Source organism: Actinomadura sp. CNU-125, assembly GCF_001942465.1.
Taxonomy (GTDB): domain Bacteria; phylum Actinomycetota; class Actinomycetes; order Streptosporangiales; family Streptosporangiaceae; genus Spirillospora.
Genome location: NZ_MKJY01000122.1, coordinates 1 through 20,275 on the forward strand (window position 1 = coordinate 1; position 20,275 = coordinate 20,275).

The 20,275-nt window shown below is 73.3% G+C and carries 23 protein-coding genes and 3 pseudogenes; 6 read left to right on the forward strand and 20 right to left on the reverse strand.

What is annotated here, in order from left to right; all coding sequences use genetic code 11:
• The 6 genes from BJF79_RS16140 to BJF79_RS16165 all read right to left on the reverse strand — a co-directional run.
• Positions 1-1,582: hypothetical protein (locus tag BJF79_RS16140; RefSeq protein ID WP_158079193.1), on the reverse strand; the 1,582-nt coding region annotated here is incomplete at its 3' end.
• The gene (locus BJF79_RS16145) at positions 1,525-1,989 is read right to left on the reverse strand and encodes a hypothetical protein (protein ID WP_143219961.1); all 465 of its coding nucleotides are present in this window, start codon (positions 1,987-1,989) and stop codon (positions 1,525-1,527) included. The genes BJF79_RS16140 and BJF79_RS16145, both read right to left, overlap by 58 nt.
• 104 nt (positions 1,990-2,093) lie before the next feature.
• A complete protein-coding gene (locus BJF79_RS16150) occupies positions 2,094-2,402 on the reverse strand; it encodes a hypothetical protein (RefSeq protein WP_143219962.1) in 309 nt (102 codons plus the stop codon).
• 140 nt (positions 2,403-2,542) lie between these two features.
• Entirely contained in the window at positions 2,543-2,752 is a 210-nt protein-coding gene (locus BJF79_RS16155; RefSeq protein WP_075898381.1) for a DUF4287 domain-containing protein, read from the reverse strand.
• A 28-nt stretch (positions 2,753-2,780) separates the two neighbouring features.
• A complete protein-coding gene (locus BJF79_RS16160; RefSeq protein WP_075898383.1) occupies positions 2,781-3,632 on the reverse strand; it encodes an alpha/beta fold hydrolase in 852 nt (283 codons plus the stop codon).
• A 33-nt stretch (positions 3,633-3,665) separates the two neighbouring features.
• Complete coding sequence (locus tag BJF79_RS16165; RefSeq protein WP_075898385.1) at positions 3,666-4,205, reverse strand: dihydrofolate reductase family protein; 540 nt, start codon at positions 4,203-4,205, stop codon at positions 3,666-3,668.
• Between the two features lie 109 nt (positions 4,206-4,314).
• Between BJF79_RS16165 and BJF79_RS16170 the strand changes: the two genes are divergently transcribed.
• Both BJF79_RS16170 and BJF79_RS16175 read left to right on the forward strand, forming a co-directional pair.
• Positions 4,315-4,968, forward strand: coding sequence for a TetR/AcrR family transcriptional regulator (locus tag BJF79_RS16170; protein ID WP_075898387.1), 654 nt, complete (start codon positions 4,315-4,317; stop codon positions 4,966-4,968).
• Positions 4,969-5,522: 554 nt separating this feature from the next.
• Positions 5,523-5,984 carry a hypothetical protein gene (locus BJF79_RS16175; RefSeq protein WP_143219963.1) on the forward strand — a complete coding sequence of 154 codons (462 nt, stop codon included), beginning with the start codon at positions 5,523-5,525 and terminating at the stop codon, positions 5,982-5,984.
• Between the two features lie 364 nt (positions 5,985-6,348).
• On the opposite strand, the gene BJF79_RS16180 is transcribed toward BJF79_RS16175, so the two are convergent.
• Positions 6,349-6,609 carry a hypothetical protein gene (locus BJF79_RS16180; protein ID WP_262402111.1) on the reverse strand — a complete coding sequence of 87 codons (261 nt, stop codon included), beginning with the start codon at positions 6,607-6,609 and terminating at the stop codon, positions 6,349-6,351.
• A 408-nt stretch (positions 6,610-7,017) separates the two neighbouring features.
• Here BJF79_RS16180 and BJF79_RS16185 point away from each other — a divergent pair, with 408 nt between their 5' ends.
• Positions 7,018-8,742 carry a BCCT family transporter gene (locus BJF79_RS16185; protein WP_083733493.1) on the forward strand — a complete coding sequence of 575 codons (1,725 nt, stop codon included), beginning with the start codon at positions 7,018-7,020 and terminating at the stop codon, positions 8,740-8,742.
• A gap of 58 nt (positions 8,743-8,800) precedes the next feature.
• Here BJF79_RS16185 and BJF79_RS16190 read toward each other — a convergent pair.
• Positions 8,801-9,672 (reverse strand): annotated as a pseudogene (locus BJF79_RS16190) (alpha/beta fold hydrolase).
• Positions 9,673-9,727: 55 nt separating this feature from the next.
• Between BJF79_RS16190 and BJF79_RS66925 the strand changes: the two are divergent.
• Positions 9,728-10,042 carry a hypothetical protein gene (locus BJF79_RS66925; protein WP_410050092.1) on the forward strand — a complete coding sequence of 105 codons (315 nt, stop codon included), beginning with the start codon at positions 9,728-9,730 and terminating at the stop codon, positions 10,040-10,042.
• A 1-nt stretch (position 10,043) separates the two neighbouring features.
• Positions 10,044-10,604, forward strand: a complete 561-nt coding sequence (locus BJF79_RS66930; RefSeq protein WP_410050093.1) for a BTAD domain-containing putative transcriptional regulator — start codon at positions 10,044-10,046, stop codon at positions 10,602-10,604.
• A gap of 103 nt (positions 10,605-10,707) precedes the next feature.
• Here BJF79_RS66930 and BJF79_RS66935 read toward each other — a convergent pair whose 3' ends face one another.
• Both BJF79_RS66935 and BJF79_RS16200 read right to left on the reverse strand, forming a co-directional pair.
• The gene (locus BJF79_RS66935) at positions 10,708-10,965 is read right to left on the reverse strand and encodes a hypothetical protein (protein WP_410050094.1); all 258 of its coding nucleotides are present in this window, start codon (positions 10,963-10,965) and stop codon (positions 10,708-10,710) included.
• A 706-nt stretch (positions 10,966-11,671) separates the two neighbouring features.
• Positions 11,672-12,178: a nuclear transport factor 2 family protein gene (locus BJF79_RS16200; RefSeq protein WP_075898391.1), complete on the reverse strand. Its 507-nt coding sequence runs from the start codon at positions 12,176-12,178 to the stop codon at positions 11,672-11,674.
• A gap of 201 nt (positions 12,179-12,379) precedes the next feature.
• Between BJF79_RS16200 and BJF79_RS66940 the strand changes: the two genes are divergently transcribed.
• Positions 12,380-12,709 carry an archease gene (locus BJF79_RS66940; protein WP_410050095.1) on the forward strand — a complete coding sequence of 110 codons (330 nt, stop codon included), beginning with the start codon at positions 12,380-12,382 and terminating at the stop codon, positions 12,707-12,709.
• A gap of 86 nt (positions 12,710-12,795) precedes the next feature.
• Here BJF79_RS66940 and BJF79_RS65585 read toward each other — a convergent pair whose 3' ends face one another.
• From BJF79_RS65585 to lhgO, 10 genes and pseudogenes are all read right to left on the reverse strand, one after another.
• The gene (locus BJF79_RS65585; RefSeq protein WP_316043358.1) at positions 12,796-13,068 is read right to left on the reverse strand and encodes an RtcB family protein; all 273 of its coding nucleotides are present in this window, start codon (positions 13,066-13,068) and stop codon (positions 12,796-12,798) included.
• A 49-nt stretch (positions 13,069-13,117) separates the two neighbouring features.
• Positions 13,118-14,218, reverse strand: a pseudogene (locus BJF79_RS16210) (RtcB family protein); the annotation flags it as partial.
• Positions 14,215-14,877 (reverse strand): dienelactone hydrolase family protein, encoded by a 663-nt coding sequence (locus tag BJF79_RS16215; protein WP_075898395.1) that lies wholly within the window; start codon positions 14,875-14,877, stop codon positions 14,215-14,217. The gene BJF79_RS16215 and the pseudogene BJF79_RS16210, both read right to left, overlap by 4 nt.
• Before the next feature lie 98 nt (positions 14,878-14,975).
• A complete protein-coding gene (locus BJF79_RS16220) occupies positions 14,976-15,188 on the reverse strand; it encodes a hypothetical protein (RefSeq protein ID WP_075898397.1) in 213 nt (70 codons plus the stop codon).
• Positions 15,188-15,439 carry an Ldh family oxidoreductase gene (locus BJF79_RS66945; RefSeq protein WP_410050096.1) on the reverse strand — a complete coding sequence of 84 codons (252 nt, stop codon included), beginning with the start codon at positions 15,437-15,439 and terminating at the stop codon, positions 15,188-15,190. The genes BJF79_RS16220 and BJF79_RS66945 overlap by 1 nt, the downstream gene beginning before the upstream one ends.
• Positions 15,436-15,921: pseudogene (locus BJF79_RS60185) on the reverse strand (Ldh family oxidoreductase); the annotation flags it as partial. The gene BJF79_RS66945 and the pseudogene BJF79_RS60185, both read right to left, overlap by 4 nt.
• Before the next feature lie 31 nt (positions 15,922-15,952).
• Positions 15,953-16,237 (reverse strand): Ldh family oxidoreductase, encoded by a 285-nt coding sequence (locus BJF79_RS60190; RefSeq protein WP_262402112.1) that lies wholly within the window; start codon positions 16,235-16,237, stop codon positions 15,953-15,955.
• A gap of 21 nt (positions 16,238-16,258) precedes the next feature.
• The gene (locus BJF79_RS16230) at positions 16,259-18,010 is read right to left on the reverse strand and encodes a thiamine pyrophosphate-dependent enzyme (RefSeq protein WP_075898399.1); all 1,752 of its coding nucleotides are present in this window, start codon (positions 18,008-18,010) and stop codon (positions 16,259-16,261) included.
• A 70-nt stretch (positions 18,011-18,080) separates the two neighbouring features.
• Entirely contained in the window at positions 18,081-18,941 is an 861-nt protein-coding gene (locus tag BJF79_RS16235; RefSeq protein WP_075898401.1) for an amidohydrolase family protein, read from the reverse strand.
• A 123-nt stretch (positions 18,942-19,064) separates the two neighbouring features.
• Positions 19,065-20,273: an L-2-hydroxyglutarate oxidase gene (gene lhgO, locus BJF79_RS16240; protein WP_075898403.1), complete on the reverse strand. Its 1,209-nt coding sequence runs from the start codon at positions 20,271-20,273 to the stop codon at positions 19,065-19,067.
• Positions 20,274-20,275: the final 2 nt, after the last annotated feature.

The following is a 20,275-nucleotide window of genomic DNA, read 5'->3' on the forward strand; positions in this document are numbered from 1 at the left end:
GGGCGGCGCGCCGCCGTCCGCGCGCCTCGCCCGGCTCGGGCTCCGCGCGCCCGGCGCCGGGGATCGCGGCGATCCGGCGGCGGAGGGCCTCGCCCAGCTCCCTCGGCCCCTTCTGGTTGAACCGTCCCTCGAACTGGGCGACGCTCCAGCCGCGCGCCGCGGGCTTGAGCGGCACCAGCTCCGCGTTGGCGACCATCCGCCCGCCGGAGTCGTACAGGCCCGCCAGCACCGACGTCCCGGACTCGGCGTCGTCGGCGTACACCAGGATGCAGTTGCCCATGTAGTCGCCCCAATCGGACAGGTCCCGCGCGTTGCGCGCGAACCTGACCCGGTGGCCGCCCACCTCGGCGCCGTCCAGCGCGGCCAGCGGCGCCGGAATCGCGAACCCGCCCGTGAGGACCTCGGTCACGGCCGTCCCGGCGAGCAGCGCGTCCACGAGCTCGGGCCACGTCCGGACGCCCTTGGGCGGGGCCCCGCCGAACGCGACGAGCCGGGCGGTGCCCGACACCGCCCGCGTGACCGACTCGTACCCGGGGCCCGTCTCCGGCGCGGGCTCCACCTCGTGCGTGTACCAGGGCTCGCCGGTGCCCTGCTCGGCCTGCGCCCGGTCGTGGCCGTGCACCTGCGCGAGCGCGTCGATCAGGTCCACGTACCAGAGGAAGTCGCCGATGACCTCGACGGCCGCGGCGTCCCCGCCGGCCGCGGCGACCCGGGCCGACAACGGTTCGCCGTCGAGCATCCGCTCCGCCCACGGCCCGATGCCCTCCCACTCCTCCGGCGGGCGCACGCCGCCGTACCCGGCGCGCCGCCGCCAGTCTTCGAGCCCGAGCTCCGCCCAGCCCCGCAGCGCGGGCCCGGGCACGCGCGTGCCGTCCCGGTCGAGGATCTCCACGATGTCGCGGACGGTCACCAGCGCGTAATCCCGCGCGCTCGCAAGGCGCGGGCGGACGTAACCGATGAGCCTGCTGTCCTCCGGTTTCCCGACCTGCCGGAGCAGGTCCCGCACGTAGGCGCCGGGCCGGGCCGGAAGCCCCGTCAGCCCCGGCACCCGCCGCGCGTCGTACACCGTCGCGTCGTCGACGGCCTCGTGGACGACCGCGTCCAAAAGTTTCGCGGACCGGGCCAGCCCCTCCTCGATTCCGTGGTCGGCGACCGCGACGGCCGTGCGCAGCAGCGCCGTCGCGGCGAGCGCGTCGACGACGAGCCCGCACAGCACGGTGTGCCAGTACGAGTCGGGCGGCACCCACCGCGCGACTTCCCCCATCGACACGTCCGGGGGCCGCTCGCTCCGGAGATGCCGCAGGACCCGCTCGTCCGCGAAATGGCTGCGCCGCGCGATCAGGTCCGCCATGCGATCGCGGCGGGACTGCGTCGCCTGGCGGCGCGCCCGGCGCGCCTCCTCGATCCGCCCGTCCACCACCCGTCCCCACAGGTCGAGGACGAGGTCCAGCCTGCGAGGACGCGGCACCGCGTCGAGCACGCGCCGCAGATCCTCGCCCAGCGCGGAGGGCGGCGTCCCGGGGATCACCGGTTCCGGCGCGTCCAATTCCAGCACCCGTTCCAGCTGCTCGGGGCCGAGCACGTCGCTCGCGGCGGACGCCAGATGCAGCGCGTCCCAGCGTCCCTCCTCGGCCGCCCGCGCCGCCGCGGCCCGACCCGCTTGGTGGCCGCCGGACCGAACAGCGCGACCATGACCGCGGCCCGGTCCCCCAGGCGCCGCGCGTCCCGCACGCCGACGGCCCGCAGCGCGGCCAGCACCGCGTCGCGCTGATCGCCGCGCTCACCGCGAGGCGTCCGGACCGAAATCCCCCGCCGAGATCGACGCCCGCGCCCGCCGCCACGCGCCGCGTCCGCCAACAGCAGCCGCAGCGCGGCGACGGCCCGCGCGACCTCGTCGTCCGGCGCGCCCTCCGGGCCGAGCACGACCGGGCGCCGGGCCGCGCGTCCGGGCTCGTCACCCGCTCCGGCCCCGCCGCCCCCGGAACCCACGCGCACTGCTGCGCGGCCACCACGCCGCCCGCCAACCGAATAGTCATCGCCTGTCATCATCACCCGACGCTCCGGCGACTCCAAAACGATTTTCCGGCGGCGCCTTATTCGGAATTCATCGGAAAGAACCGCTCCGAGAGCGCCATCCACGAAGCGAACGCGAGATAACCCGTCTCGAAGGCCACGAGATCGCGATCCCAGCGGGGCTCGTCCTTCCCCTTCCGCGCCAGCCGCAGCAGCACCACGCCACCGGCGAGGTTGAGACCCGCCCAAACCCCGTTGGTCACGGCGCCCGACCCCCTTCCCGCCAGCGGCGTCATATGCTCGCGACCGCTGACCGCGCTCGCGAAATGGGGGGCGCCGTTGGCGACCAGCACCCCGGCGAAGAACGACTGCACACGCGACGACTTCATGCCGCGATGCTAATGCAGCGGACTCCCGTCGAACTCCGCGAGCAGATCACGGCGACCGCCGAGAACGGCGACGGCCACCGCGACCTGCAGTTCTTCGCGCGACCTGCTGCGCGTACCGGGCCGCGCCCGTGCCGTCCGGCCTACGTCCGGCCGGCGAGGGTGTGGGCGACCAGGGCGTTGGCGTGGCCGTGCCCGAGGCCGTGCTCGGACTTGAGCCAGGAGACCAGTTCCATGTGCCTGGTCAGGGCCGAGGCGTCGATGAGGTCTATCCATTCCTGGACGGGACGCCCGTATTTGGTCTCGATCGAGGGAAAATAGCTGGCGGGGTCGCCCTTGGCCGGTGCGGTCATGTTCAGACTCCGTTTCTGCCGGTGAAGGTCAGGCCGTGCGGACGAGTTCGGTGTGGACGATGTCGGCGCAGGCGGCCGCGTCGAGGGCGAGTCCCTGGTGGTCGCCGGGAAAGGCCAGCGGCTCGACCCCGAGCCGGTCGGCCAGAACACGGGCCGACAGGGCGGGGACACCGTCGCCCGAGGCCGCCCCGACGCCCACCACGACCGGCACCCGCGCCTCGCGCAGCGTGTCGAGGTCGGGTGTGAAGCGCAGTACCGGCAGCAGCACGTGGGACAGGAAGAAGTCGAGATTGCCCTGGATGCGGCCCATCATCTCCAGCGCCTCGGGCGGCATCTGGGACGGGTCGGGCATCGCCGGGGGCGCGGCGTTCTCCCCGTCGACGGTGGCGATGAACTTGCCCATCGCCGCCCCGGCGCCGTGGTCGCGGTAGGTGTCGCCCACGTCCTGGAAGGCGGCCCGCCACCGGTCGCGGTCGGGCAGCAGTTCGGGCAGCGGCGGTTCGTGCACGACCAAGGAACGGACCTGTTCGGGGTGGCGGGCGGCCAAGGCCAGGGCGGTGAGGGCACCGCCGCTGTTGCCCAGCACGTGGGCGGGCTCGTCCCCCAAGGCGGCGAGCAGCCGGTGGGCGTCGTCGGCGAAGACCGCGACGTCGGTGTCGGCGGGCGGCCCGGTCAGGGTGCTGCGGGACAGTCCGCGCTGGTCGTAGGTGACCACGGTGTAGCGGTCGGCCAGCACGGACGCCAGTCCGGCCAGCGCGCCGGCGTCGGCGGGCGCGCCCGGGATCATCAGCAGCAACGGCCCGGCGCCCCGGACCTCGTAGTGCAGGCGCGCGCCGGGCACCTGAAGCGTCTTGGTCTCGACCTTGATCTGAACATTCATGGTGTGTTCCGTTCTCTCTCGAAGGGGGGTGGATCAGGCGGGCCGGTAGGTCAGGTCCAGGACGCCGTTGGCGAAGGTCGCCGAGCGGGCCAGCTCCAGCGGGACCGGCGCGGTCCCTTCGGGGAACAGGCGCATGCCGGTGCCGACCACCAACGGGTGGACCAGCAGCCGCAGCTCGTCCAGCAGACCGGCGGCCAGGAGCATGCGCACCAGGCCGACGCTGCCCGACACCGCGATCGTCCCGCCGGGCCGGTCCTTGAGCTCCTTGACCGCCACGGTCGCGTCGCCCTCGATCAGGGTGGAGTTGTGCCATGCGACCCGATCCAGGGTCGTGGAGGCCACGACCTTGCGGATGCCGTTGATTGCCTCGGCCATCTCTCCGGTCCGGTGCGGCCACACCGCGGCGAACGCCTCGTAGGTGACCCGGCCCAGCAGCAGCGTGTCGGCCTCGGCGTACATCCCGCCCACCGCCGCGCCCATCTCCTCGCTCAGGTAGGGGAAGTGCCACCTCTCCGGCGCCTCCACCACTCCGTCCAGCGAGACGAACAGCCCAGCCACGATCTTCCGGCTCATGCCAATACCTCCTGAACAGGGAAAACGCTATGTGGATGCCGTCCACATCGGAGCGTGGAAGGATCATGGCATACTCATGTGGACGCTGTCCACTTGAAAGGTCACGGTCATGCCCGAGCCCTCCGGCAAGCCCACCCGCGACACCTACCGCCACGGCAACCTGCACCAGGCGCTCCTGGAGGCGGGCACCGAACTGGCCCGCGCGGGCGGCCCGGACTCGATCGCCCTGCGCGAGGCCACCCGGCGGGCCGGCGTCGCCCCCAACGCCGCCTACCGGCACTTCCCCAACCGCGACGCCCTCGTACAGGCGATCTCCCTCCAGGCCATGGCCGAACTGGCCCATGCCATGGAAGAGGACCTCGCCGCCCTCGCCCCGGCCGACGATCCGGCCCGGGCCGCCCGCGCCCGCTTCCGCGCCGTCGGCACCGGCTACCTGCGCTTCGCCCGTACCGAACCCGGTCTCTTCCGCGCCGCCTTCTACGTCCCCGACGACATGACCCGAGCCCAGGCCGCCGCCTCCGCCGGACAGGGCGGCCTGACCCCGTTCCAACTGCTCGGCGCCGCCCTGGACGACCTGCTCGCCTGCGGCCTCATGCCCTCCGAACGCCGCCCCGGGGCCGAGTTCCTGGTCTGGTCGTGCGTGCACGGCCTGGCGGTCCTGCTCATCGACGGCCCCCTGCGCGGACTCCCCGACGACCTCGCCGGCCCGGCCGTGCACGACCTGATCGACCTCGTCGAAAAGGGCCTGCGACCAGACGCCTGACGGGGACGGGCGCCCATGCGGTCGTTGCCGCACGAGAAGCACGTCCTCGGTGCCGCAGCCGAGATCGCACCGGAGCGGCACCGTGGCGAATCTTCCGGAGAACCGCGGCGGAGGGCGGGACGCAGGCAAACCCAGGCATCGTCGAAACGGTGCTTCTCGTCGGCCCGGAGGCTCGCCCGAGTCCACCAGCGGAAGCCGTCCGTGTCGTCGACGCGCGATGGATCAGTCGTCAGGACGTCCCGCGCCTCCTCGGGCGGGACCTCCTCCAGCCGCACCGGCTTGCCGACGAGCCCGATGGCCGGAGGGCCGCCGTCGCCGCTCAGCCGCGTCTCGGGGGTGACCAGCCCGGACAGGCGGTACACCCGCCAGCCGCGCCAGGTCGGCGTGCTGGCCAGGACGAGGTGGGGGCGGCGCCAGGCGACGAACGCGGCTCCGCGGTCGCCGACCGCGTGGACGAGCACCGTGTCCACGTGCCGTCCCAGCCGGGTGGCGACCCGACCGGCCACGGGGATCGGGTTGCCGAAGCTCCCGGTCACCCGGTAGAGCCCCGCGTCGTGCTCGACGTCCAGTCTCTCCGCCGCCAACTCGTCGATGGCCGGAGCGAGCGGATCGGCGGCGAGGTCCACCAGGCGTTCGTACTCCCCGCGGCCGAGGACGCGCGCGCGGGCGACGCGCGCCGGGACGAGGAGGCTCCCGGCCGGTTCGGGCCTCGCCCCCGCGATCCGCACCCGGACGGCGTCCCAGGTGCGGGCGGCGAGCAGGTCGTGCGGACCGCCGCCGGTCGGCGACACACCGCCGCGCAGCAGCCCCATGCAGACCGCGGTCAGCGCCGTCACGTGCTCCACCGCCTCGTCCGGAAGCTCGTCGGCCGGTTCGGGGACCAGCCCGCGGGCGAGGCGCGCCATCGGCGCGCGCCACGACTCGTCGCCGGTCTCCCAGACGCCCCGCGCGAGCAGCCGGACGAACCGGCGGGCGAGCAGGACCCGCATCATGATCGGCGCCGGCGCTGCCGGTGAGGGCGTGCCACCGACCGCCGATGGACCATTCCAGGAGCTTGCCGTGCCGGGGCCGCCGCTCGGCGAGCGACCGCAGCTCGACGTCCCGTACGCCGAACACGCCCAGACGTGGTCGGCCATCTCGCCTTCGCGCCAGAGGATCTCTCCACTGGAGAAGCGGGCGACCGTCGCCGCCGCGCGGAAGGCGTCCCGCTCGACGGTGGTGAGGCTCGCCCAGAAACGGCCGCCCAGCACGATCGGGAGCCCCGCCGGGAACCGGCGGGGCTCCCGCGTTCCGACCGCGGGCGTGACGGGGCTCGGCGCCCTCGGCGAGAGCCGACCGGTGCGGCGGGGCCGTAGGCGAATGCGGCACCCCGACGGGTCGTCAGTGGCGTTCGAGTATCAGGTCGCTGGACGAGTCGATCTCCTGCCCGGCGGTCAGGTGGACGTGCGCGCCGGGGGAAACGCCCTCCTGCGCCAGGGTCAGCAGATGGCGCGCCAGGGAGATCAGCCCCTCCCGGTTGGCGGCCACGACCACCTCTCCGGCCTCGACCCCGACCGATATCTCATACCCGTCGTCCCAGCCGAACGTCGGCCCCGCACCGCGCGTAGAAGGCGGGTCCACCTCAATGAGCCACTGCGTCACGTCCCACTCTCCCACCCCGAGATCACCGGAAAAGACATTAGAACACCCGCGACGCCGCAGGGTTGCCGCTCCCCCCGGCGCAAGGAACGCCATATGGGAGCACCTTAGAACCCTCGATCCGCAACCCGAATTCTCATTGGGGAATTCCAACACCACGGCCCTTTCCTCGTGACGTGAGGTCGGCGCGGCATCCGGCTCGCCTGCGACGGGGCCGCGGCGTCGGCATTTGACAAGGTCATTGCGACTGCAGTAGTCGGAGCGCGAAACGTGATTTTCGATTTCGATACCATTTCCTCGTGGTAACGATCGGGTTCCGCTGTCGCTCGGGTGGAGACCTCGGATGGATCGCGTCAAACCATCGGTGTCATCATCGCCGACTGTCCGTTAATTCCACACGAAAGGTCAAGTATGGCGAACCCTCCGAACGGCGGTACCGAAACGAGAGGTGATCCGAAGGGCGACCCCGCGGGCGGGCGCGGCGCGGCGGTGGTCCGCAGGCTCGGGTTGCACACGGCCCCCTCCATCTTCTTCGTCTCGGCCGGGCTGATGGTCACGTTCCTCGCCCTGGTGCTGCTGCTGCCGACGCAGATCAACGACGCCTTCACCGCGGGACGGGACTGGATCGTCACCAATCTGGGCTGGTTCTTCATCCTCGGGGTGACCGTCTGGCTGATCTTCCTGGTGTGGGTCGCGCTCAGCCGGTACGGCAACCTGCGGCTCGGCGGGGACGACAGCCGTCCCGAGTACGGGAACCTCTCATGGTTCGCGATGCTGTTCGCCGGTGGCATCGGGACCGTGCTGATGTTCTGGGGCGTCGCCGAGCCGATCTCGCACTTCGCGGGGCCGCCGCACGCCGGGGTGGAGCCGCACTCGGTCGAGGCGTCCAGGGAGGCGATGAACTTCTCCCTGTACCACCTGAGCCTTCACACGTGGGCGATCTTCACGCTGCCTGGCCTCGCGTTCGGGTTCTTCATCTACCGGTACAACCTGCCGCTGCGGGTCAGTTCGGTGTTCTACCCGTTCCTGAAGGACCGGATCCACGGACCGATCGGGAAGACGATCGACATCTTCGCCGTCCTGGGCACCCTGTTCGGGCTGGCGGTCTCGCTCGGGCTGGGCACGTCGCAGATCACGGCGGGCCTGGAGGTCCTGACTCCGCTGCCGGACAATGTCGGCACCCGGGTCGCTGTGATCACCGTCCTCACCGCCGTCGCGGTCAGCTCGATCGTGGCGGGCCTGGACAAGGGCGTGAAGCGGCTGTCGAACCTCAACATCCTGATGGCCGTCGGGCTGATGCTGTTCGTGCTCTTCTTCGGTGACACCGTCTTCCTGCTGCGGCAGATCTTCGAGAGCACCGGACGGTACCTGGAGAGCATCGTCGGGTTGTCCCTGTGGAACGACTCGATGGCCGGCTACACCAAGGACGGCGGCTGGGGATGGCAGGGCGGCTGGACCGTCTTCTACTGGGCCTGGACGGTCACGTGGGCTCCGTTCATGGGGGTGTTCCTCGCACGCATCTCCAAGGGACGGACGATCCGGCAGTTCGTCGGCGGCGTCCTCGTGGCCCCGTCGGTCTTCACCGTGGTGTGGTTCGCAATCTTCGGCTGGTCGGCGATGCGGCTGGACGGGATCGGCGGCGACGGCGGAGGCGCACTGACGCAGAAGGTCGTCGAGGAGAAGCAGGTTCCGCTGGCGATGTTCGAGTTCTTCTCGAACTTCCCGGCGGTGACGCTGATCCAGGGCATCGCGGTCGTGGTGGTGGCGCTGTTCTTCGCGACGTCGTCGGACTCGGCGTCGCTGGTCGTGGACATGCTCTGCTCCGGCGACGAGGATCCCGGCCCGGTGCGGCAGCGGCTGTTCTGGGGGATCTCCGAGGGCATGCTGGCCGCGGCGCTGATCGTCCTCGGGGGCGATGCGGCGATCGCGGCCTTGCAGCAGGTCATCACGGTGATCGGGCTGCCGATCTTCATTCTGGCCTGCATCATGATGTTCAGTCTCGCCAAGGGGCTGAAGCAGGAGTCGCACGCGGTGTTCGCGTTGCAGTTCCGGGAGATGCAGCGGCACGCCGTGCCGGAAGACGCGCAGCCGCCCACCGATGAGGAGGCGGTCGGCGCCTCCGCGCAGAAGTCCTGACTCGGTGACGGACGGGGCCGGCGGCGTCCACGTCGCCGGCCCCGGGACGGTCCGTCGGTCAGCGGGCGAGCAGGTCGCGGAGGGTCTCGACGACCTCCGCGGGCGCTTCCTCGGCCATGAAGTGGCCCCACGGGACGGTCGCGTGCACGAGGTCGGAGGCCCACGGACGCCACAGGGCCTCGGCGTCGTAGCCGAGTGCGGCGCCCCAGTCCTGCTGGAGGACGGTGACGGGCATCGCGAGGCGGTTCCCGGCGTTGCGGTCGGCCCGGTCGTGCGCGACGTCGGCGTTCGCGGACGCGCGGTAGTCGGCGACGATCGACGGGACGGCGTCGCGGCACGCGGCCAGGTAGGCGGCGCGGACGTCGGCGGGGATCGCGTCCGGGGAACCGGCCCACAGGTCGAGGAAGTGGCCGAAGAACGCGTCGGGGGCACCGGCGATCAGCCGCTCGGGGAGGCCGGGCGGCTGGGCCATCAGGTAGAGGTGGAAGCCGACGGCGGCGCCGACGCCGTGCATCGCGTCCCACATGTCGAGCGTGGGCAGGACGTCGAGGGTGGCGAGGTGCGTGACGGTGCCGGGGTGGTCGAGGCCCGCGCGGAACGCGACGAGGGCGCCGCGGTCGTGCCCGGCGAGCGCGAAGCGGTCGTGGCCGAGGGCGCGGGCGGCGGCGACGACGTCGGCGGCCATCGTCCGCTTGGAATAGGTGTCCGGGGACGTTTCGGCGGGCTTGTCGCTGTCGCCGTAGCCGCGCAGGTCGGGGACGATGACCGTGTGGTCGGCGGCCAGGTCGGCGGCGACGTGCCGCCACATCAGGTGCGTCTGCGGGAAGCCGTGCAGGAGGACGACGGGGCTGCCGGTGCCCGCGACGGCCGTGTTGAGACGGACGCGTCGGCGACGGGGATCCGGTGGTAGTCGAAGCCTTCGATCTTCACGGTGAGCTCCTTCGTTCGGTGTGCCTCCAGGTTGGGCCGGGTGAATGAGCATCGGATGAGCAGCTATAACCGAGGGGTGCGGTTCGGGGTGCTGGGGCCGGTGGCGGCCTGGGACGACAAGGGGAACGCGGTCGGGTTGCGGGGGCCGCGGCACCGCGCGGTGCTGGCGCGGTTGATCGTCGCGCGGCGGCGCGTGGTGCCGGTCGGGGTGCTGGTCGACGACCTGTGGGACGATCCGCCGCCGGACGCGGTGGGCGTCGTCCGGACGTTCGTGGCGGCGCTGCGGCGGGCCGTGGAGCCGGACCGTCCGCCGCGCGCGCCGCGACGCTGCTGTCGCCGAGGGGCCCGGTTACGCGCTGCGGGCCGGTGAGGTGGACGCGTGGCGGCTGGAGCGCGTGGTCGGGGACGCCGCCGCGCTGCCGTACGAGGAGCGGGTCGCCGCGCTGGACGAGGCGCTGGGGCTGTGGCGCGGGCCCGCGTACGCCGACTTCGCCGACGAGGACTGGGCGCGCGGCGAGCGGTCCCGGCTGACGGAGCTGCGGCTGCACGCCGTCGAGCGGCGCGCCGAGGCGCTGGTGGAGCTGGGCCGGGCGGCGGAGGCGGTTCCGGACCTCGACGCGCACGCCGCCGCGCACCCGCGGCGGGAGGACGCCTGGCGCCTCTTGGCGCTGGCCCTCTACCGGACGGGACGGCAGGGCGACGCGCTCGCGGTGCTGCGGCGGGCGAAGGGCCTGCTGGTCGAGCAGCTCGGGATCGATCCCGGGCCGGGGCTGCGGGGGCTGGAGGAGGACATCCTCCGGCAGGCGGACCGGCTCGACCCGGCGGGCGCGCGGAGCGGGTGTGGGCGCGGGCGTCGGCCGCCTACGACCGGACGGTGCGGGCGCGGTCGCGGCTGGAGTCGACGGTGGGGCTGCTGCGGGACCTCGCGGTGACCGGCGGCGACGGGCTGCTCGCGGCGCGGCGGCACCGGGTCGAGGCGGTGCACGCGGCGGAGGAGCTGGGCGATCCCGAACTGACCGCGCGGGTGATCGGCCTCTACGACGTCCCGGCGATCTGGACGCGGGTGGACGATCCGGGGCAGGCCGCCCAGGTCGTCGCGGCCGCCGAGCGGACCCTGGCCGCGCTGCCGGACGGACGGGACGCGACGCGGGCGCGCCTCCTCGCGACGGTCGGGCTGGAGCGGCGCGGCGACCGGGGCGGGCGCGGCGGGCTGGCGGCCCGGGAAGCGGAGGCGATCGCGCGGCGCCTGGACGATCCCGCCCTGCTGTGCTTCGCGCTCAACGCGGTGTTCATGCAGACGTTCGGGCGGGCGGGCCTCGCCCCGGAACGGGATCGCATCGGGGCGGAACTCGTCGGGCTCGCCGCGCGGAACGGGCTGGCGACGTACGAGGTGCTCGGGCATCTGGTGCGGCTGCAGGCGCGGAGCGCGCTGGGCGACTTCGGGGCCGCCGACGGGCACGCGGACGCCGCGGACCGGCTGGCCGAACGGCACGAGCGTCCGCTCGTCACGGTGTTCACCCGCTGGTACGCGGCGTTGAAGCTCGCCGCGGGCGGCGCTCCGCCGGACGAGGCGGAGGCGGCCTACCGGGACGCCGCCGGGCTGCTGCCGGACGCCGGGATGCCGGGGATGGAGGCGGGCCTGCTCCCCCTCGCGCTGCTGAGCGTGCGCGTCCCGCACGGCCTGCCCGCGCCGACCGGGCCGGTGGATTGGGGCCCTTACGAGCCGTGGGCGCGGCCGCTCGTCCTGCTGGCCGAGGGACGGGACGGCGACGCGGCGGCCGCGCTGACGGCGGGTCCCCGAACCGCCGCCCGACCTGATGCAGGAGGCGATGTGGTGCCTGGTGGCGCGGGCCGCGGCCCTGGTGGGCGACGGGGACGGCGCTGGCGCGGGCCCGCGCCGCGCTCGTCCCGGCGGCGGGCGAGCTGGCGGGCGCGGGCAGCGGCGTGCTCACGCTGGGCCCGGTCGCCCGCTACCTGGACGGGCTCTGATCGCAGGGCGTCAGGCGAAGCGGCCCTGGAACGTGACGCCGTCCGGCAGGGGGCGGGCGATGCGCCACAGGACGGTCACCCGGGACGAGCGGATCAGCCACCGGCCGTCCTCGATCTCGTAGCGGTCGTCGTACTCGATCGCGCTGACGGCCTCGGTGCCGGCGACCCGGTCGACCTGCCGGAACCGGAGCGTCCACGCGCCCTTCGCCCGTCCGGCGCCGAGCAGCTCGATCACCGGGTGCATCGCGTGGTGCATGTCCAGGACGACGTACCGCCCGTCGTCGTCCCGGGCGAGGCCCACGTTCGTGAAGACGGCGGTGAGGGCGTCGCGGTCGTCGAACGAGCCGGTCGGGCCGTAGTCCATGGACGCGCCCTCGGCGACGAAGCAGTCGCGGAAGGCGTCGGCGTCCTTGTGGTCGCAGGCCCGCAGGTACCGGTACTTGAGCGTCTTGATCTGTTCGACGGCCTCAAGGGCGGCCACGCGTTCCTCGATCGTGGCGGCGGCGGTGATCTCCATCCCCGGACGCTAGGCACGCCGGTCGCCGGACGGGTGCGGCGTTCCCGCCCAGCGGGACGGGTTTCGCCCGCGCGGGCGCGGGTACGCGCTGCGCGTGGCACGCGGCGGCCCGTCCGGGCGGGGGCACCGGGGCGTCCCGCACACGGCCGACCTGCGGATCGAGGCGTGGGCGCGACCCGGGAGCTCTGCATCGCCGAGGCCGTGACCGGGCTGGTCGACGGCTTCGCGGACGTCTCGCGCGTCCGGCGGCTGCGCACCGTCGAGTTGGACGTGCCGCCCGGCCCCGACGCGGACCTCCTCGTGTCGGTGCTCGACGAGGTGATCTTCCGGCTGGAGGTCGAGGGCGAGATCGTGCTGGACGCCGCGTTCGTCCCGTCCGGCGGCGGTCTCACCGCCCGGCTGACGGTCGGGGACGTGGTCGAGGCGACGGCGGTCGGCGCGGTGCCCAAGGCGGTTTCCCTGCACGGCCTGCGGTTCGCCCCCGACCCCGCGTCCGGAGCCTGGTCCTGCGCCGTAACGGTCGACGTCTAAGTCCGCCGAGTTCGTTGACCTGCGGCGTGTTGCCCTTATCCGGGCGCCCATAAGGGCAACACGCCGCAGGTCAACGGAAAAGGCGGCTAGCCCTTCACGACGCCGACCGGGACGAGGCGGGCGATTTTGCGGCACAGGCCCGCGCCCTCGGCGGCCTCGACCACGGACGACACGTCCTTGTAGGCGCCCGGGTGCTCCTCGGCGAGCCCGCGCCACGACGAGGCCCGCACGGCGATGCCGTCCCGCTCCATGGTCGTGCGCAGGTTCTTCCCGTCGACGCCGCGGGCGGCTTGGTGGCGGCTCTGCGCGCGGCCCGCGCCGTGGCAGGCGGACGCGAACGCGGGCGCGTCGGGGTACACCGGCGAGCACGTAGGACGCGGTGCCCATCGTCCCGGGGATCAGCACCGGCTGGCCGGCGCTCCGCAGGTCGGGGGGCAGGTCGGGGTGGCCGGGCGGCAGCGCCCGGGTGGCGCCCTTGCGGTGGACGCACAGGGTCCGGCGGCGGCCGTCGACGACATGGTCCTCGATCTTCGCGAGGTTGTGCGAGACGTCGTAGACCAGGTCGAGGCGGGCCCCGGCGACGCGCCGGAACACCTCGCGGGCGGCCTGGGCGAGCAGCTGCCGGTTGGCGCGGCCGTAGTTCGCGGCGGCGGCCATCGCGCCCAGGTAGGCGCGGCCTTCGGGCGACTCGACGGGCGCGCAGGCGAGCTGCCGGTCGGGCACCTCGATGCCGTGCCCCGGCATCGCCCGTTCCATCTCCCGGACGTGGTCGGTGCAGATCTGGTGGCCGAGCCCCCGCGACCCGCAATGGATCATGACGCAGATCTGCCCCGCGCGGATCCCGAACGCCTCCGCGACGGCGGGGTCGTACACCTCGGCGACCCGCTGCACCTCCAGGAAGTGGTTGCCCGAGCCGAGGCTGCCGACCTGCCGGGCGCCGCGCTCGACGGCCCGCTCGCTCACCCGTCCGGGATCGGCGTCGGCGACCGCCCCGGCGTCCTCGCAGCGCAGCAGGTCGCGTTCGTCGCCGTGGCCGCGCTCGACCGCGTACCTGGACCCGCCGGTCAGGATGCCGGTCAGCGCGGACCGTCCGGGCAGGTCCCAGACCGCGCCCCGGCCCATGCCGCGCGGGATCGCCGGGTCGAGCCCGTCCATGACGTCCCGGCAGACGGGCGCGAGCGCGGCCGCGTCGAGGTCGGCGGCGAGCAGCCGGACGCCGCACGAGATGTCGAACCCGACGCCGCCGGGCGACACGACGCCGCCCTCGCCCGGGTCGGTGGCGGCGACGCCGCCGATCGCGAACCCGTACCCCCAGTGCACGTCCGGCATGGCGTAGGACGCCGCCACCACGCCCGGCAGCGCGGCGACGTCGGCGACCTGCCCGACCGCCCGGTCGGCCGCGTCCAGCAGTTCCCTGGAGGCGAAAACGACGCCGGGCACCCGCATCGCGCCGGTCTGCTCGATCCGGAACCGGAACGGCGCCTCCCGCACCAGGTCCAGGGTCGTCATGCCGTGACGGGATGCTTCAGGTAGTGGCCGAACCACCGGACGGCCATGTCCGTGGCCTGTTCGAGGGTGCCGGGTTCCTCGAACAGGTGCGACGCGCCGGGGACGACCTCCAGCCGGTGCGTCGCATGGTGCATCCGGCCCGCGGCGTCGTCGTTCAGCCGCAGCACGTCCGGGTCGCGGGCGCCGACGATCAGCAGCACGGGCGCGTTCACCCGTTCCAGCGCCGTCCCCGCCATGTCGGGACGCCCGCCGCGCGACACGACCGCGCCGACGTGCTCGCGGCGGTCGGCGGCGGCGGCGAGGGCCGCGGCGGCGCCGGTGCTCGCGCCGAACAGCCCGATCGGGGTTCCGGCCGTCCGCGGCGCGGCGGCGAGCCAGTCGATCGCGCCGATGAGCCGTCCGGTGAGCAGGCCGATGTCGAAGCGCAGCTCCCGGGTGACGTCGTCCACCTCGCCCTCGCGGGCGGTGAGGAGGTCGATGAGCAGGGTCCCGATGCCCGCCCGGTTGAGGCCCGCGGCGACGGCCCGGTTGCGGGGGCTGTGCCGGGAGCTGCCGCTGCCGTGCGCGAAGAGCACCACGCCGCCCGGACGGTCCGGCAGGGCCAGATCGCCCGGCAGCGCGGCGTCTCCGAGTTCGAGTGTGACGTTCGCGGTGTACATAGCGCGGGGCTACCCGCGCGTCCGCCGCCCATTCACCCGCCGGGCCGGGGCGGTCGCGTCCGGCCCCGGGGCTCTGGGGTTCCGGGGCCGGACGCGGGTCAGCGGGCGTCCCGTTCCCGTTCCACCTCGCGGTTCCGGGCGCGTTCGGCGATCTGCCGGCGGTCCTCGTCGTGGCCGGGCCGCCGGTGGCCCGAGATCGACACGCGGACGCGGGGGGCGCCGCGGTGCGGCCGCGTGGCCGTCGCGTCCGGTACCCGCCCGACCGCGGTGACGGGATTGCGGGGCCCGCCGCGACGTGGTGGCCCGGCCATCAGGCGACCGGTTCGGGGGGCGCGACCCCGAGCCTGTCGGCGGCCGTCCGCAGCTCGCCCCAGACCTTCGCCGAGACCGGAATCCCCTTCGCGGCGCGGGTCTCGGCGGTGGCTGCGCCGCGCTCCCCCGGGTAGAGGATCTCGGTGCCGGCGTCCGCGCGCGGCAGGTCCTTGACGGTGCCGAGGGTCGCGGCGGCCGCAGCGGCGAAGCCGTCGCCGCCGAAGTGCGCCGGGTCGAGGGCGATGATCAGCGCGTTCTGCCGGTGCCTGCGGCCGTCCGGGTCTCGCCGTGGAAGGACGACAGGACGGGCGCGCCCAGCAGGACGCTCGTGATCAGTTCGAACATCAGCGACATGCCCGCGCCCTTGGCGCCGCCCAGCGGGAGCGGCATCTCGGCGACGTTCGGGTCGGTGGTGGGGACGCCGTCGGCGGTCGCGGCCGTCCCCTCGGGGAGTTCCTTGCCCGCGTTGCGGTACTGCGCGATCTTGCCGAGGGCGATCTGGGCGGTCGCCATGTCGAGCAGCGCGGGCGGGCGCCCGGCGGCGGGCACGGCGATCGACAGCGGGCTGGTCGCCACGGCGGCGCCCTTGACGCCGGTGTAGCCCATGTTCGGCATCCCGGCGACGAACGCGACGCCGACGAGCCCGGCCTCGGCGATCCGGGACGTGTAGTAGCCGATCGCGCCGGTGTGGACGGTGGTGCGCACGCCGACCGCGCCGATCCCGTTGGTGCGGGCCCGCGCACCGCCTCGTCGGCGGCGGCGGTCAGCGCGACGGGTCCGGGCGCGCGGTCGGCGTCCAGGACGGCCGCCGCGGGGGCGTCGGACACGATGCGGACGCCGGGTCGCGGTTCGCGACGCCGGAGTCGAACATCTCGAGGTAGCGGGGAACGCGGGTGGCGCCGTGGGAATCGACGCCGCGCAGGCTCGCCCAGGTCAGCACGTCGGCCAGGGTGGCGGCGTGCTCGGCCCGGACGCCCGCGCGGGCGAACAGATCGGCGACGAAGCCCTTCAGGTCGTCGGCGGGGACCACGACTTTCGCTGGTGGCATGGGTAGTTTCGCTCCGTTCGTTCAGCGGGAGACCGAGATGTTCACGACGGCGGTCGTGCCGGCCCGGACGGCTGTCATCGCCCGGTCCAGCGCGGGCGCGAGTTCGTCCGGCTTCTCGACCGCCTCGGCGTGCATCCCGAACGGTTCGGCGAACCGCGACAGCTCGGGCTGCCCGGACAGGTCGACGCCGCGGAAGTCCCCGGTCCGCACGGCCGCGCCGTCCGGGTAGAACCGCAGGTGGTTCATCTTCATCGACCGGTACTCGCGGTTGTTGAAGACGACGATCAGCAGCGGCAGCCCGTGCGTCTTCGCGGCGTCGAGGGACTGGACGATCGGGTTGTACATGAACGATCCGTCGCCCACGGTGAGGACGACCGGACGGTCCGGCGCGGCGAGCTTCACCCCGAGTGCGACGGCGATGCCCTGGCCGAGGCCGCCCTGCACGTAGAAGTAGGAGTCGGGGGTGCCGCGCCGCAGGTGCCGCTTGACGAACCGGCTGTGGGTGATCGTCTCGTCCACGATGATCGGATCGTCGTCGGCGAGCAGCTCGCGGAGCACGACGGCCGCCCGGATCGGGTCGATCCCGTCGCCGTCGGCCGCGCGGGCCTCGCCGTCGGCCAGTTCCTCCGTGTCGGACGCGTGCCGAGCTCGCCGGGCCTCGCGCCGCGCCGCGACGCGGGCGCCGTCCGCCACGCCCCCGTCCCGGACCCGGCGGGTCAGGTCGCGGAGGGTCGCGGCGACGCCCCCTTCGAGGTAGTGGTCGGCGTAGAGCACCTGGTAGGCCATGTGCGGACGCTGCGGCACCTCGTCGAGCACGACGATCTTCGCCTTCGCCGGGCGCCTGCTCGGCGGGTAGAACGGGGCCCGGCAGTTCACCGGCAGGATCAGGTCCGCGGTGTCCATGAAGGGCCCGAGGTCGCCGCCCGCGTGCAGGTGGTGCGTCCGGGGGAAGTTCGTGCAGACGGACGAGCCTTCCGGCTCGACCACCGGGATCTGCAGGGCCTCCGCGAAACCGACGAGCGCCTCCAGCCCGCCGGGCTCCCGGCCCGCGCTCTCGGTGACGATCACCGGGTTCTCCGCGGCCGCCACGAGTTCGAGGACGGCCTCGATCTCGGCGGGCGCGCTGACCGTGGTGCCCTTCGCGGCGAGGGGTTTGAGGTCGCGCCCGTCCCAGGGATCGAGCAGGACCTCCAGGGGGACGTTGAGGTAGGCGGGTCCGGCCGGGGCGCGTTCGGCGAGTTCGGCGGCGCGCATGAGCATTCCGGGCAGGACGGACACGTCGCCCGCCTGGTTCGCCCACTTGGTCCACGGCCGCGCCATCTGGTGCGGGCCGCCGACGACCGACAGGTTGCGGTACCACTGGGCGCCCGGGTCGGGCCCGCCGCCGTCGCCGTAGGTGGCGGACTCCGACGACGCCACGACCATCGGCGCACCGGCCAGCAGCGCGCCGTGGACGGCCATCGAGCCCTGCAGCAGGCCGGGCCCGGCGTGCAGCAGCACGCCCTGGGCGCGGCGGGTGACCAGGGCATAGCCGGTGGCCATGCCGACCGCGACCGTCTCGTGCGTCAGGTCGAGGTTAGCGGGGGCCGGCAGCCCGTCGCGGCGGCGCCGGGCGAGCGACTCCCACACCGGCGCCCACTCCGAGCCCGGCGAGGAGAAAACGTAGTCGGCGCCGATCGCGTCGAACGCGGCGACGACGGCGTCGCCGCCGTCGGCGCGGCGCGTCGGGCCGGTTCCCGCGGGGCCGGTATCCGCGGTGCCGGTATCCGTCATTCCGGTTTCTGTCATTCCGTTTTCCGTCATGCCGCTTTCCGTCATGCCGCTTTCCGTCATGGACGCTTTCTCAGTTCTCGATCGGCCAGTCGAGGACCTCGCAGATGCCCCGGCCCATGATCCATTCCAGCTCCTCGGCGGTGAAGTCGAAGTGCTTGGTGAACTGCTCGATCGTGTCGGTGTAGTTGAGGCCGTGGCCGAGCAGGCGGGTGATGTCGGTGCCCCAGAAGCAGCGTTCCGGGCCCATCGCGTCGACCATCTGCCGGACGTACTTCTCGATGTTCAGGTTCGGGAACGGCCGGGTGGAGTATCCGGGGAGCGCCGACACCTTCACGTGGATGTTCGGGTGCTCGTACAGGTCTGCGGTCTCCTGCACCCAGTACCCGATCGCGTCGTCCACGCAGCGGGCCATGATGCCCATGTGGTCGATGATGATCTTGAGGCCGGGGTGCTTCGCCGCGATGGCTCCGAGCTCGGCCTTCCAGATCGGGGCGTGCACCATCGTGGGGATGCCGAGCTCCTCGGCGACCGGCCAGTACCAGTCGTTGGTGCCGTCGATCATCCAGTTGCGGTCCTGGGGCCGGTGGAAGGTGAGCCGCGTGCCCTTGATGTGGGGGTTCTGGGCGAAGTCCTTCAGCATGGCCGTGCCCTCGACCGGGTCGTCCTGGGGGATGCGGGCCATGATCCCGAAGCGTTCGGGATGCGCCTCGCACGCCTCCAGCGAGTAGTCGATCCGGTTGCCCTCCCAGGACGGCGGCAGGATGAGCGCGCGGTTGACACCGGCCTCGTCCATCAGCGCGAGGCACTCCTCGTGGCTGAACGGCTCCTCACGGTGGCCGTTCAGGCGGATCCGCTCGCGGGCGCCGGGGACCCACGGACGGTCCGGGGTCTCTTCCTTCCAGATGTGCACCTGGGAGTCGACGACGAACATGCTGTGCTCCTTTTCCTCTTCCCGCTTTCTGCGGGGGGAGTTATTTACGACGTTAGAGCGGGATTGGAATGATGCGAAGCCTGTGCCGCGCAAGCGGTTGTTGCATGATTCGACCGTCCGCTTTCAGGATTTCTTTACGCCCTCGATGACGTCGAGAACGTGTTCGGCGATCGCCATCGAGGAGGTCGCCGCGGGCGAGGGCGCATTCCGGACGGTCGTGACGGGGCCGAGCCGGTTGACGCGGAAGTCGTCCACCAGCGAGCCGTCGCGGTCGAGCGCCTGAGCGCGCACGCCCGCCCCAGCCCGGACGACGTCGCCCGCGCCGATCTCCGGCACATAGCGCCGCGCGGCCTTCATGTACGCGCGCTTGGAGAACGAGCCGTACATCTCGCGGGCGCCGGTCCGCCAGTGCCGCGCCGCCATCCGCCACATGCCCGGCCAGCCGGCGATCCCGCGCAGGTCCCGCAGCGAGACGTCCGAGCGCCGGTAGCCCTCGCGGGCCAGGGCGAGGACGGCGTTCGGGCCGACCTCGACGTCCCCCGACACGCGCTTGGTGAAGTGCACGCCGAGGAACGGATAGCGGGGGTCGGGCACCGGGTAGATCAGGCCCCGCACCATGTGCGCCTTCGCCGGGACGATCGTCATGTACTCGCCGCGGAACGGGACGATGCGCGGACCGGGTTCGTCGCCGACCAGGCCGGACACGGTGTCGGCGTGGATGCCCGCGCAGACGATCAGCTCGTCCACCCGTTCCGTCCGCTCGCCGGAGGCGACCTCCAGCCCGCCGCCCGCGAGCTTCGTGACGCCCGTGACCGGGAAGGACGTGCGGACCTCGCCGCCCGCGGCGACGATCTCGTCCGCGAACGCCCGCGCGATCAGCCCGTAGTCGGTGATCGCGGTGTGCGGCGAGTACAGGGCCGCCAGCCCGGTGCCGTGCGGTTCGATCTCGCGGATCTCCGCGGGCCCGATCCGCCGCATGCCCGGGACCGCGTTCACGCCGGCGCGCCGTTCGAGGTCGTCCAGGCGCGTCACGTCCTCGCCGGTGACCGCGACGACGAGCTTGCCGCACTCGTCGTAGGGCAGGCCCTTCTCCGCGCAGTAGTCGCGGATCATGCCCCGGCCGCGGGTGCACAGCTCGGCCTTGAGGCTGCCGGGCGTGTAGTAGATCCCGGCGTGCACGACGCCGGAGTTGTGCGCCGTCTGATGGACGGCGACCCGGTCTTCCTTCTCCATGACGACGACCCGTGTCCCGGGGCGCCGCCGGGTGATCTCCCGGCCGATGGCGAGCCCGATGATGCCCGCCCCGACGATGCCGGTGACCTGGTCAGTCATGC